The sequence below is a fragment of the Amycolatopsis pigmentata genome (genome assembly GCF_042684065.1).
In the GTDB taxonomy this organism is placed as follows: domain Bacteria; phylum Actinomycetota; class Actinomycetes; order Mycobacteriales; family Pseudonocardiaceae; genus Amycolatopsis_E; species Amycolatopsis_E pigmentata.
In genome coordinates this window covers 389,456-402,502 of record NZ_JBHUKR010000004.1, presented here as the reverse complement: position 1 = coordinate 402,502, position 13,047 = coordinate 389,456, and the positions used below count along the sequence as shown (strand labels likewise).

10 protein-coding genes are annotated in these 13,047 nt (G+C 62.2%); 7 read left to right on the top strand and 3 right to left on the bottom strand.

The genetic code is table 11. The features are described 5' to 3' along the window. The first annotated feature begins 141 nt into the window (after nucleotides 1-141). The 5 genes from ACFSXZ_RS03620 to ACFSXZ_RS03600 all read left to right on the top strand — a co-directional run bounded on the left by ACFSXZ_RS03620 (nucleotide 142) and on the right by ACFSXZ_RS03600 (nucleotide 6,027). A complete protein-coding gene (locus tag ACFSXZ_RS03620) occupies nucleotides 142-1,044 on the top strand; it encodes a hypothetical protein (protein WP_378261184.1) in 903 nt (300 codons plus the stop codon). Between the two features lie 84 nt (nucleotides 1,045-1,128). Then, entirely contained in the window at nucleotides 1,129-2,085 is a 957-nt protein-coding gene (locus ACFSXZ_RS03615) for a hypothetical protein (protein WP_378261182.1), read from the top strand. A gap of 44 nt (nucleotides 2,086-2,129) precedes the next feature. Then, entirely contained in the window at nucleotides 2,130-3,140 is a 1,011-nt protein-coding gene (locus ACFSXZ_RS03610; protein WP_378261180.1) for an ImmA/IrrE family metallo-endopeptidase, read from the top strand. Nucleotides 3,141-3,262: 122 nt separating this feature from the next. Further along, entirely contained in the window at nucleotides 3,263-4,282 is a 1,020-nt protein-coding gene (locus tag ACFSXZ_RS03605; RefSeq protein ID WP_378261178.1) for an SMODS domain-containing nucleotidyltransferase, read from the top strand. Then, a complete protein-coding gene (locus ACFSXZ_RS03600) occupies nucleotides 4,279-6,027 on the top strand; it encodes a ThiF family adenylyltransferase (RefSeq protein ID WP_378261176.1) in 1,749 nt (582 codons plus the stop codon). Before ACFSXZ_RS03605 ends, ACFSXZ_RS03600 begins: the two co-directional genes overlap by 4 nt. 123 nt (nucleotides 6,028-6,150) lie before the next feature. On the opposite strand, the gene ACFSXZ_RS03595 is transcribed toward ACFSXZ_RS03600, so the two are convergent. Continuing rightward, nucleotides 6,151-7,320 (bottom strand): SAVED domain-containing protein, encoded by a 1,170-nt coding sequence (locus ACFSXZ_RS03595; RefSeq protein WP_378261174.1) that lies wholly within the window; start codon nucleotides 7,318-7,320, stop codon nucleotides 6,151-6,153. 339 nt (nucleotides 7,321-7,659) lie between these two features. On the opposite strand from ACFSXZ_RS03595, the gene ACFSXZ_RS03590 reads away from it, so the two are divergent. Further along, a complete protein-coding gene (locus tag ACFSXZ_RS03590; protein WP_378261172.1) occupies nucleotides 7,660-9,048 on the top strand; it encodes a hypothetical protein in 1,389 nt (462 codons plus the stop codon). A gap of 129 nt (nucleotides 9,049-9,177) precedes the next feature. On the opposite strand, the gene ACFSXZ_RS03585 is transcribed toward ACFSXZ_RS03590, so the two are convergent. Both ACFSXZ_RS03585 and ACFSXZ_RS03580 read right to left on the bottom strand, forming a co-directional pair. Further along, on the bottom strand, nucleotides 9,178-9,660 hold the full coding sequence (locus ACFSXZ_RS03585; RefSeq protein ID WP_378261170.1) for a hypothetical protein: 483 nt from the start codon (nucleotides 9,658-9,660) through the stop codon (nucleotides 9,178-9,180). Between the two features lie 59 nt (nucleotides 9,661-9,719). Continuing rightward, nucleotides 9,720-9,938, bottom strand: coding sequence for a transposase (locus ACFSXZ_RS03580; RefSeq protein WP_378261168.1), 219 nt, complete (start codon nucleotides 9,936-9,938; stop codon nucleotides 9,720-9,722). A gap of 284 nt (nucleotides 9,939-10,222) precedes the next feature. Between ACFSXZ_RS03580 and ACFSXZ_RS03575 the strand changes: the two genes are divergently transcribed. After that, nucleotides 10,223-12,481, top strand: a complete 2,259-nt coding sequence (locus tag ACFSXZ_RS03575) for an nSTAND3 domain-containing NTPase (protein WP_378261166.1) — start codon at nucleotides 10,223-10,225, stop codon at nucleotides 12,479-12,481. Nucleotides 12,482-13,047: the final 566 nt, after the last annotated feature.

The window sequence follows — 13,047 nt, the reverse complement described above, 5'->3', positions numbered from 1 at the left end:
TTCTCCGCGGTATCTCGGCGAGTCGTCGCCGAATCTCCTGGCGGCCACACGTAGGGTTGACGCCCTGGGTTGAGGGGGTGGGTCATCTCCGCGTTCGACGAGCTACGAAGCCTCGGGTATCTGGGCCGACAGTGCCTAAAGTTGATCAATAAGCTAGCGCGTGAAGAAGTTGCGCGGTTCCCTGCGCTCACGCCGGAAGGTGGCTGGCAGCCGGCGGACTTGGAAGACATGGTTGGTAAATTCCTTGCGGAACGCCTGGAAAAGGTTACACCCAACCTCTTGGCCCTGGCCAGTGATGACGCCTCGGTGGGCCGGTTACTGCGGAAGTCGATCCGTCACTGGTTGATCGATCAGGCGCGCCAGACGGCTGTCGGTGCTGTCCGGCGCACGGTGGAGAAAGTGCTGGCCGACGAGAAGGGCGTCGAGCAGGTACCGTCAGGCGAACTGGGGGCAGGCCGATGGAGGCTGGCTAGCACGGCAGGGATGCCTTGGTCGGGTGCCCTCGCCGACCTCGTAGTGGCGGCCCGTACGGTGTCAAATGTCAACATCCCGAAATGGTCGAGCGTGGCGCGTCGCCCTCCGATGGCCGACCGAGCATCGATCGCTGCGGTGATACATGCGGTATTGACGGCGGCCGGGGGATCACTGGAAGTCGCCCAAATGGTCGAGGTGTTTGTCGCTCGATTCCCCGCAGTTCTTGATCCTGCAACTGTCCCCCTTCCCGGCGCGGTGGAGTTCGACGCCCGCGACGGAACAACGCAGACTCCCGAGGAGCAGGTGATCGCGGTCGAAGAGGAGATCGATGCCGCCACGACCGCCATAAGTGTCGTGGCGATGCTGTCTCCTCAGGAGCGCGAAATCGTGCGCCGTTTCGGTGATATTCCGGCAATTCAGACTCTGCTCAACTGCGGCCGGACCCAGGCGTACCACCACGCGAAGCGGCTGCGGGAGAAGCTGACGCAACTTGTCGGTGACAGTGACGATGTGCGCGCGACAGGGCTGGAGGTGATTCGGCTATGTGGCGGCCCGGCAAGCCAGGGATGATCAAGTACGTGTCCGGACACCTTCCGAGTCGGGACGTCAGGTATCGATGGCGACCGGCTTGGTCGAGTGATACGGGAGGACACCATGAGTGAGCCTGACGTGCCACAGAGATTTCTTGACCTTGCGAAACAAGCAGGGGGGCAACGCGCACTGACCGACACGGGCCTGCGCGAACGATTCGGCGAACCGGGCGAGGCGGAGGTTTACGCCGGTCAGGTCTGGCGGGCACGGTGGGATCAGGTCAGCGTGTTGGTACTGGTCTTGGCTGTTGAGGACCGCGATGTCCTGGCGGCACCGGTCACGGTCGATCCGCCAGTAGAAGACGGTCATTGTCTGGTGGTGGACGGGTCGTCCAACACGTTCGGAGTCGATGCGACGGTGTGGGCTGCGCTGGCTACGTCGGTGCCTGTCCGAGTGCTCGAGCGAACGATAGACACGTGGAGCGGCGACATTGCTCGCTGGATATCGACGACGGAGGGACGGTCGGAACCGGCACCGGCGGGTACGCGGCACGGTCATGGGGGTGGGTCGGAACTTGATCCTGTCGCGTCGTTCCGAGCGGAGCTTGCGGACGACCTGGAATCGTTGCAGCAGGCTCCAGGTTTGCCCGCCGAGACCCCGGGAATGACAACGCAGGACCTGGCCTCGTTGCTCGGTGATCGGCTAGATCTCGCGTTGTTGTGCAATTCGCTTGGCATGCGTCAGCCAGAAGTAATGAAACTTCTGAGGGGCAAGGTCCCGCTGACCCTCGAACAGGTCAAAACCGTTGCGCGAGTCACCGGCCTGGCTGCGGAGAAGATCGCGCAGACGGTGCGCCCTTTGCCGTTCGGTCTGGTGGTCGCGGCGGAGCACCCTCGATGGCGACACGTCTGGCATGAGCGCGCTCGTCGGCAGCACGTCAGTGAGGCGGAGGCCCGGCTCTCGGGAAGTTATGGGGCCTTTGCCCTCGCCGCGCGGGAGACCGGTGGGAGGGGGCGAGACTGGGACGAGAGGCTTCGGCGGTTCTTGTCCGACGAGGAACTCGACCCAGGCGATGCGTGATGCGAGGTCGGTTCGCACAAGAGGCCGCGGGTCAAGCTGAGGCCATGATCACCGTGGTCGAGCGGTTACACCCCGGTGCGCTGGTCGCGCTGCGGGAGAACCCCTTGGATGAGCTCGGGAACTGGCCGGATGTCGTTGTCGAACTGGTCCCCGAAGGAGATGGTGGCGGCCGGTGTTCGGTTGCTGGAAGTTACCGGGACGACACCGAACCGCCCACCCTCGTGGTCGGAGCGTCCCGGTCGTATCGACGCCGTGGATTCACAGGGCTCCACGAACTTGGCCACCACCTTCAGCAGACCGATCCGGGCCTGGGGCAGCGGCTGTTCGCCTACCAGGACTCCGAGGCATTCGAAGATTCCGCGTGTGACGCCTTCGCAGCCCGGGTGCTCCTTCCTGACGACCGCGCCAGGGGCATGATCGACGGTCGAGGACCGACGGCACCCGCCGTCGTCGATCTGTTCCACAGCTCGCACGCATCTCGTGAGGCATGCTGTGTCCGCGCCGCGGAGTACCTGACGGGTGGTGGCGTCGTCACTCTTCTCGATGCCACCGGTACCGTGATCTTCGCGGCGCCGCGGGGGATGCTCCCGCCGGCGAGAGGCTCTGACCAATCCAGCACCCCGCTGATCGCCGCAGCGCTGCGCGCCGCGGCGACGGTCGAACGCGAGAACACCTTCGTCGCGTTCCGGAATGGCTCTACCAGCGAGCTGCTGTATGGGCAGGCGTCCTGGTGCGACCGGGACTACCTGGTTGCAGTCCTCGTCTCCGACAACGCAGCTTGGCGTCCCTTCGCGCCACCGCGGCCGAACACGGCTCGCTCCCGCTTCGGCTCATGGTGGACCTGTGAGACCGAGACCTGCACAGAGTCCTTCCGGATCACCGAGCCGGTCTGCGCACGCTGTGGTGCTCCTCGGTGCCCCAACGGTCACTGTGGGTGCACCTCTGCGCGCGTGCAGAAGGACCGCCGTTGCGACACCTGCTTCCTCAAGTGGCCGCCCTCACGCTTCGACGGCGACAGCCCCACCTGCCGTACCTGCGTCGAGGAATCGTCCTGAGTACTCGAAAGCGTCCGGGCGTGCCGGCGTCCGGACGATCCGCACGGTGTGACGTCAAACCTGGATAACACGGCGTCCCGACGCCGAAGGCCGATGACCGAGCACACCCCGGAGGCAGCTGCATGAGGCACACGAATTACTTCAACAACTTCCTGAAGAACACTGTCAATCTGAGTCAGTTCAGACTTGACACGCTCGAAGGGCGGGTCGATTCGATCTACGCAGCACTCAAGGCCGATCCGGAGCTCGGCCCCCGCATCGTCACGAAGATCCCCCAGGGCTCCTGGGCGCAGAAGACCATCATTAGCCCACAGAACGGCAACCCGTTCGACGCTGACTTCCTGCTGCAGATGAAGGAGGAGCCGGAATGGGCGTACGACCTCAAGAAGTACGCGGGAGCCGTGTACAAGGCGCTGGACAACCACGCCAAGTACGGGAAGATGCCGCACGGCAGGAAGTGCCGCTGTGTATACGTGGAATACGCCGAGAACGCGATGCACGTCGACATCGTCCCGTTCGTGGTGCGTGCCGACGGCAGTCAGAACATCATCAACCGCGACGACAACTGCTGGGAGCGGACCGACCCCGCAGGGTTCACCGAGTGGATGCGGAACCGGGACAAGATCGCGAACGGCCATCTCCGCAAGGTCATCCGCCTGTTGAAGTTCCTGCGTGATCACAAGAACTCCTTCACCGGCACCAAGTCGATCCTGATCACCACACTGCTCGGCGAGCGGGTCTCCCAGTGGAAGAGTTTGACCACGCCGGGTTACTACTCTGACCTGCCCACGTCCCTGCTGCACCTTGTCTCTGATCTCGACGAATGGCTTCAGGCGCGCCCGAGTAAGCCGTCGATCATGGACCCGTCCGGCTCGGGCATCACGTTCGATCATCGGTGGAGCCAGGAGACGTACTCCTACTTCCGCGACCGTATCCACGTTCACGCTGCCGAGATCGCGGATGCCTACCAGGAGACCGACGAGACCCGCAGTATCGCCAAATGGCAGGCCTTGTTCGGGGACAAGTTCCAGGCACCCGAGAACGCCGCCCGTAGCACGAAGTTCACCGCGATCGGTACGGCTGGTACAGGCGGGGTGTACCCGACCACCTCGTCTTCCGGCCGGTCGGGTCGAGCCGGGTGACCCGCCGGCCAAAGCCGCAACTCTCGGTCTGGCAGCACGCCGCGATCCGGGAGTTGCGGGCACTCGCGACAGCGCTGCCGAACGACCTTCGCCTCCGGGGTCGGTCGAGCCTGAGCGACAGGGGCTACCTCCGGGCCCCGATCCGACTCACGCTCACCGACGTGGAGCGCAGGCCCGGCGGACTCCCGTTGGGTGACTACGAGGACTTCGTACTGTGGATCAGTCCATTGCAGTTCTCCCCGCCGCTCATCGAGGTCGAGCACAACCGGTTCGTCGGGTTCCCTCACGTGCTGCACGGACGCAGCTTGTGTGTCTACCTCGACCCGGCACGTGAGTGGAATCCCCGTGACGGTATGGGCAGCGCATTGGATCGGCTGTACAACTGGCTGGCCGATGCCGCAGCCAACCGGTTCGACCCCAATACATCACTGTTCCACGCGGTCGGAGGCGTACCCTACGGCTCCGACGGACTCCCCACCGTCGTGGTCCGCGACCACACGGCAGTAATGGGCGCCCAGCCCGGATACCTCACGCACCGCACCAACCACCGGCTGGACCTGCACTTCACCCGCACCGACACCGAACAGATCCAGGTACCGGTGATCAAGTTGCTGATGCCCCTGCCCCTCGGGATCGGACACACTTTCACCGAAGTGCTCACCCGGCTCGACGACCCACTCGACGACCGGTGGCAGAACATCTTTCCGAAACACCCGCCGCAGTCCCCAGCATTCCTCACCGCCCTGGCGGCCAGCGCGTCCCGGAGGGCCGACGGCAGCACCCAGATGTTCATCCTCACCGTGCCACACCCGACCGGTGGACCGCCCCACCTGCTCGCCGGCCGACTTCCTGCTGATGCCGCCGACCAACTCCGACGGCACGTACACAACCGCCTGAGTCCCCCGATCGATGTCAGTCCTGCCTTGTTTGATCCCCGAACCCCTGTGGAGTGGTGTCCCGTGTCCGACGAACGAGATAGCGTGACCACACGCCGCGACGCCACTCGGCCGGTGAACGCCTTCCGGGGCAAGACCGTGCACCTGTGGGGCTGCGGCGGCCTCGGCTCATGGATTGCCGAATTTGTCGCCCGTGCTGGCGCCCAGCGACTGGTCCTGTGCGACCCTGGCAGCGTCACCGGCGGCCTGCTGGTTCGTCAAAACTTCGCCGAACTCGATATCGGCAACAGTAAGGCGACGGCTCTCCGGAACCGAATTCTGGCGCTTCGCGACGACATTGAGGTCGACGCCCACATCGGGGCCACCCCGGACGATCTCGCGACGAGTCTTCCGAGCGCGGACGTCATCATCGACGCCACCATCTCCCACGCGATCGGCCAGTTCCTCGACGGCTTGACGCCCCTCGAGAACCGGCCCTGCTATGCCCAGGTCGCTACCGACGTCAAGACCGGCACGCTGGGCATCCTCACCATCAGCCCGTCCGGCGAGCCAGCCGGGGCCAACGAAATCGACCGGCGGGTTGGCCAGAAAGTACTACAGGACGGCAGTCTTGAACCGTTTCATACTTTCTGGACCGACATCCCCGGCGACGACGAACTGGTTCCCACCCGCGGCTGCTCCATACCCACCTTCCACGGATCGGCAGCCGACATGGCGGCTATAGCAGCCACGCTCACGAGCCTTCTGGGGACCCATCTGGCAGCTACGGAATCGGTTCCGGGAACACATTTGATCGCGTTGCCACACTCGCCCGCCAGCCCGTCGTACACCTTTATTCAGTCAGACTAAAACGATATATCGAACAACGGCCATCTGATAGTCGAAACAGGACGATTCAAAAGCCCGCCCAACTGCACCCGCCGACGCCTCCTCCTATCGAGAAGACAAGCACCGTGCGTGATATCCAAGGTGTTAGATATTGACGTCCAGTACGGCCATATAGCCTGCGTCGGAGCGCTCGTAAACCGTCACCGGCGGCTGAGCGTCACGCATGAACGCCCGCCCCAACTCTACGGCGACGGAGACCGGAACCGACGCGACCACATGCCACCGAGTCGCTCGAGGATAGGCCGACTCCACCTCCGCCAACAACGTCCGCCACGCGGAGGCGAAGTTGGTCAAGCTCTGCTCGCTGTCAATCAGGACCGGCGAGGGCACCTGCGCAACCGGACGGAGGACGCGCCGAGGAAGTTCCCGAATATCGGCTGGCAGGTTCTCTGGATTCACCGGACTGCTCATCTCGCACACCAGAACTACTTCGGTGTCGGAGCGGCGCGACTCGACAAGGTCGGTTGCGAATTCGACGGCCCGGCCGTCCTCGGCCCAGGACCAACCAGCGCCCTGGCCACGATGCTTCTGAAAGATCCTTGTGGTCGTCTTGTCATCAAGGCGAGAACCGAGGTAGACGAGTAGCGGGATAGGGGCGAACGGAAACACCGAGATATGCTCGACATCGCCTTGCTCGATTGCCTGCCTGACCCGCGATAAGGTGTCGTCAATCTGCTGTTCCCCAGCCTGCCAGAAGCCCTTTCCGCCAGTATTTCCAGTGATGCTGCATGTGAAGTCCCCGCTCCACTGGCTTTCGACCAAGCCCAGGTAGTTGAGCGCGAACAGGGTCTCCGCGACTTCTTTCTGGGAGGCAATCGAGTACGCACCGCGGATCTTCGAACCCACGCGGATGACTGCCGTACGGGTGAGCTGGCCCCGCGCGGTGGCCATTTCGATGCGTCGCTCATGTGCTTGCTTCAGCTCACGCAGCTTCTCCGGCGGGAAGAATCGGACATGTTCCTCATGGTCAATGATGCGGTGGCAATCGTGGCAGACCAGCAGCAGGTTCTCTTCGCTCTCCCGGTCCATGTCAGGAACCGCCGCGTCGGCACGCGGTGACGCACTACTGCTGGTCGCGCCGACGTTGTGGGCCAACTCTGCAGCGGCGACCGAGTGCAGGAACGTACGAACATCACCCAGCACTCGACGGTTGCAGATCGTGCAGCGGCCCGCGCTACGGGCCCAGACCGCCAGCCGGACGCTCTCCTTGATTGCTGACCGCGAGATGTGCGTGTCCCGAACCTTGCCCGCCACCACCGATCTCCCACCAGCTCTCCGTGCTCATCACATTGTGCCGGGTATCGTGGCCACGAGATCCATAGGGCATGGGCAAGCAGCAACGCCACTGGTCGTCATCGACTACCGGGATGTCGTGGGCTTGCTGCACAGGGATATGGAAGGGGCCCTGCTGTGCCCTGCCGTCACGCCGAAACTGTTGGCTTCGACCTGCTCACCTGATGCGCCCCGGGTCTGTTGCCGGCCGCACAGAAACCGGGGCGCATCAGTATCGGTGTGCACCGTAGTCCGGTAGCTGTTCGGCAACACCGAGTCCCTCCGAGCTGGCAGCTGTCGCACTGCTGGACAATCGTTGCCGTGATAGCTGATCTGGAGACGCTGATCTCCCAGGTGTGGAGCCCCGACATCCGGCCCCTCGCGGAGGAGGCCTGGCGCTGCTACACCGCTGGCGCGATTCGCCCGAGTATCGCCGCAACATGGTCGGCCGTAAGCGCGGACATCATCGTCAAGCTCACCCGTTTGGCCGATGAGGGTGACAAGCAGGCGGCATCCTTCCGGGCGAAGGTTGCGGCAGCACAAGCCCACGGCCTTACGCCAGCAGGCGTGAAGGCAATGCAGCAGATCGAAGCAGAGCTGATCAACAACGCCGTGGAATTCGAGCTCATCGACAGCATCGGCAAACGGGAACTCGAGCGAATCCGCGAGGACCGCCACCTCTGCGCCCACCCATCGCTGCGAGCTGGGGGCGAGGTCTATGTCCCTCGGCCGGAGGTCGCCCGAGGGCACCTCGCCATCGCCCTAACGACGCTGCTGGTGCATCCCCCAACGCAAGGCACCAGGCTGATCGAGGAGTTCACCAACCACATTTGCGACCCCTTCTTTACCCCGACCCTCCGCCATATCCAGGCTACTTTCTATGACCGTGCCCGGGACGCCACCCGCCGGAACGTCATTAAGCTCGCCGCGAAGGCGGCCATGCTCGAACTCGACCCCGATGGCCGGCTGCCTCCAGCCGAGCACGCCAACCGGATGGCACTCGCTCTGCGCGCCTTTGCTGAGCGAGCACGTGACGCTGTTCGCGACGCTATCGCCAGCACACGCGAGAAATTCACCCTGCTCGACGGCGGCACCCAGTTGCGGGTCCTGATGCGGATGGCTGAGGACGACTACTTCTGGGCGTCTGTAGACCAAGCTCTGGCCAGCCGTTTCGAGAGTCTGATCACAGGCTTGCCCAATCCTGCGCCAGGCGATCCCATGCCTTCCGAGATCGCCGCGATCCTGGCGTTGGTGGGCAACTCCTATGCCCGCACTCGACTGCCATTACTGGAGACGCGATACGCTAGCCTGCTGACGCATCAGCAGATGGCCGTCGCGATGGCTCAACCCAGCGAGTACTTCGTGCCCAGCGTGGTCACATTCTTGCAGGGGGCGGGTTCGTGGCGAATGGGCGATCAAGTCGGGCAAGTCGTTGTGCAGCATGCGCCGTTCCTCACGCTTGACACCTTAAAGGCGGTACTCACAGCCTGGTATGACAACGAGGAGTGTCGCCGCGCCGTGACAATGCCGAGCCAGGCTGTTCAGTTGTTCCACGACACCGCGCACCTGGGTACGGCGCGTGGACCCGCGTTCGCCGACTTCGCCGCGAAGTGCGAGGCAAGCGAAGGCGAAGGCGAATACTACAGTTACCCTGGACTGCACACGGCGCTACGCGACGCCGGCTTTGGGGCTTCAACCGCGCCCTTTTAAACTATTCGGTATTATATCGGGTTTCCGGGTGTCAGCGTAGGCGGGTCGTCAGAGACGAAGTCGATCGCCTCCACCACGCGTACGCCGGCCATGTCGACAAGGGTGGGCTTGCCGGGCGCCGCCGACGCGTCAGCGTTCGGCAGGGTCGACCGATACGACCCTCCCGGCCGCGCGTCGAACCGGTCGAACCTGCCGCTCACCTCGTCGGGAGTCATGGTACAAGTCAGAACGGCACCGAGGGTGAGGAAGGTGACGAAGCGTTCGGTCGGTGGGACGCTCGGTGATGTCGGTCAACCACTTCACATTCGGCGCCTCGGCGGCGAAGTCCCGCCGCACCAGGTCGTCATGCACCGGAGGCCCGGCCTTGCGGGACCGTGCCTTCTTCCTGGGGTGCGAGGAAAGGTCTGCTGGATCGAGCAGAGCCGCCATACTCGCTTCTCCGAGGGTGAACCCGCGCTGGGCGATTTCGTCGGCGATGAACCGGTACCCGTCGGCTTGGATGTCGAGTCCGGCGTTGATCAGGTGCGCGTCATCCCAGTCCCGCTGTGAGACCGGGGCCGAACACCACTGGTAGTTGGCCTGCCGGGAGATGCCCAGCACCCTGCACGTCACCGCGACCGGCACCTGCACAGGGGCATCGGTTGCGGCCAGTTCACGGACGAGCGGGAGCGCTATTTTCCCGGCAGACTGCCCTGCGCCACATGGGCGGGCGCCTTGCGCAGGACCTCGTTCTCCTGCTCCAGCAAACGGTTGCGCTTACGCAGTTCCCGCAGTTCAGCGGACTCCTCACGCGTCGCCCCTGGCCGCGCGCCGTCCTCGACATCAGCAGCACGCAACCAGTTCGCCGGGCAGGACTTGGAGATCCCGAAATCCTGGGCGATCTGCTTCAACGGGGATCCACCACGACGCGCCACAGTAACGACATCGTCACGGAATGCACGGGCTAGGTAGGGCTTGGAACGATGACATCCTTCCAAGCAAAGGCCGAAGCCTCACACATCAGGTGTCAACCTGGCGGAGGGCGTCCGCAGGGACAGTTACTGTGAGGAGTATGCCACCGAGTACAGAGGCGATCGCTGCAAACTGGGGGGCGAGGGCGGCTGCCCGCATTCTGTCCCGGGCGGCGATCCAGCAGATTCAGATCGTCGAGAAGAAAATGCAGTAGGATTCTGGGGTGGATGAGTTCGATCTCGGCCGGCTGACCGACTTCGACTTCGAGGAACTCTGTAAGGATCTCTTCGAAGTCGTCCTCGACTGCCCACTCGAGGTGTTCGCGCGCGGCCGCGATGGCGGCATCGACCTACGCTACATTTCCCCTGCTTCCGAAGATACCACGATCATCCAGTGCAAACACTGGATGCGGTCAGGACGTAATGCGCTGATCAGACACCTCCGAAAGGAGGAGCTTGCCAAGGTCGAACGTCTTGGCCCGGACCGCTATCTCCTCGCTACAACGGTACAACTCACCGTCGGCGCGAAAGACGAAATCGCCGCAATATTTTCCGGTTGCCTACGATCTCCCGGTGATGTTTACGGGGCGCAAGAAATCGTGGCTTTGCTCCGGAGAAACCCGGAAGTGGTGCGTCGGCACATCCGGTTGTGGCTGGCGAGTAGCGCGATACTAAGTTCGTTGATCAACCGGGATGTTCTGCACCGGTCCCGAGTGCTCGCGCTCGACATCGACGAGAGCCTACGCCGCTTCGTGCCTCACGAGGGTAGCGACCACGCGCGTCGGTTGCTGAACAACCAGCATAGCTGCCTTATCGTCGGTCCTCCAGGCGTGGGCAAGACCACTCTCGCGCATGTCTTGCTCGCCGACTATCAGGCCAAGGGCTTCACGATGATCGAAGCCACTAACCACCTCGAGGACGTCCACCGCATGTGGAACGATGACGAGAAACAGATTTTCTTCGTCGACGACTTCGTCGGTCAGACCACGTTGGACGAAACGGCGGCGCGTCTGGCGAACCAGGAGCTACCTCGCCTGTTACGTATGATCCGGAAGTCGTCGACGAAGCGTCTCGTCCTCACCTGCCGAAACTACCTGATAATACAGGCGCGTGAACACCACGAGCGCCTTGACGAACCCGCACTAAGTCCCTACGAATGTAGTATTGACGCGGCTGGATTCGCATCCACCATCAGAGCGGAAATTTTCTATAACCACATCTATTTCTCCGATCTTGCCCCGCGAGAACGTGCACAACTAGCGCGGCCGGATGTATACCGTTATATTATCAGTCACCGCAACTACAGTCCTCGCCTTCTCGAACACGCCCTCGCTGAGGTGACTACACTTCCCCCGGAGGAATACGGGAATATTGCACATATTGTGATAAGAAATCTCGAAAATCCCGCTCATCTGTGGGAAAGGCTTATTGAAGAAGTGCTCGATGCTGACGAGTTGGCGCTGGTTCTCGTCCTATACACGGCCAACCGGTCCGCGAGTCATGATCGGCTACGCGACGCCTGGCGGGCCCATCTCAGTATCGTGGCAAATTCCGACACCGACAGACGATTCCGTCGTTCTTTGCGGCGTCTCGAACCTCTCATTGTGAGAGTCAACGATGATGTTGATGAGCGCCGTGTAGCGTTCAGTAATCCATCAATTGTGGACTTCCTGCACAATCATTTGGCCAGAAATTCCGAAATTGTTGGTACCTTGTTTGATTCCGCGCTATTCCTGGATCAGTTAGTCACCATCTGGACATCGTCCTCCGCTTGGTGGGTTAGAGACACGCTCCGCGATGCAGTCACCAGTCATATGGATCGTCTTCGTGACGCCGTCGTACGAGTTGGGGACCTTGACGCGCTGCTAGGTGAGTACAGGACCACCGACCACGAGGCGACCGTAGCTGAGTTCATCATTGCTTTGGGTGAATTCGATCAATCTCCAGAATTGGCCGCAGCGGGGATCGACGTGCTTGATGAGGTTATTGAGGCATACAGGCCAAGCGTGGGCACACTCTACCAATTGACCGTCGATGTCGCGAAGTCGTCGATTCCAGCGTGGAGACGCTATGCGCAGGAACTTGCGAATATTACATATTCTGCGGCGATCGATGGAATCCGCGAGTGGGAAGACGCCCAGCGGCTAGAGGCAATTCTCAACGACCTTGCCGAGTTGAGCCCGAGGGTTGCTGAATTGGGAGAGGAAGAACTTAACGTCAAAAAACTTGCGATGGGTATCGAAGAGTTGGAGAAGTGGACCGACGACAACTACGAGCCCGATATCGACCAGGATACACTCGAGGCGATCTTGGAATTCCTGGACTTCGAGGCGCACGGCCTTGACGACGAATACGATAGGGCCCGCAATTACTTTGACAGGACATCCAAGCCCGAAGATGCTCCGCCAGTTGAGGTATCCAGAACGTTTGCGCATAACCCTAGTCGGATCGAGGCGATGTTCTCGACCTTTCGTCGCGACTGATATAGCGTGCTGCAAACAGCCCTAACAGGTGATCCAGACTCACGTTCGGCTACCTCGGGTTCGGGCTGCAGGTTGTCCGGGTGACCACCGGTTTCGCGATGAATGGTGGTAAGTACCAGATCACGACCATCACGAAGATCCGGTCGTCAACCCGACGAACCTGAGGGTCCGCCCGATCCGTGTAGTGAGTCTCTATCGCCTGGCGCTTGCTCGTCGCGGAAGTGGATCAAGAGTTCCCGTATGACGTCGCCCAGTTCGTTTCGCAGTCGCTCGCCTTCATCGCCGCCCAGGTACTCGATCTGTCCCACGAATGTGAACGACTTGCCCCTGCGACTTCGTGGTGCCACGGTGTGCGGTGGCAACTGGATAATACGGCGTTCGGGGGGCTCGTCCGGCACCCGATAGCGAGCCTGTTTAGACACATCATCTGCGGCCATCGTGCTACTGGATCACTGCGAGACTACTCCGGCAAGTCGATCATCTTTCCGCGCACCACCGCGAGGAGGCCGAAGCGGCCATCATTGTTATCAGTACGGGCGTGCCGTGCCAGACGTCACGATAGGCGA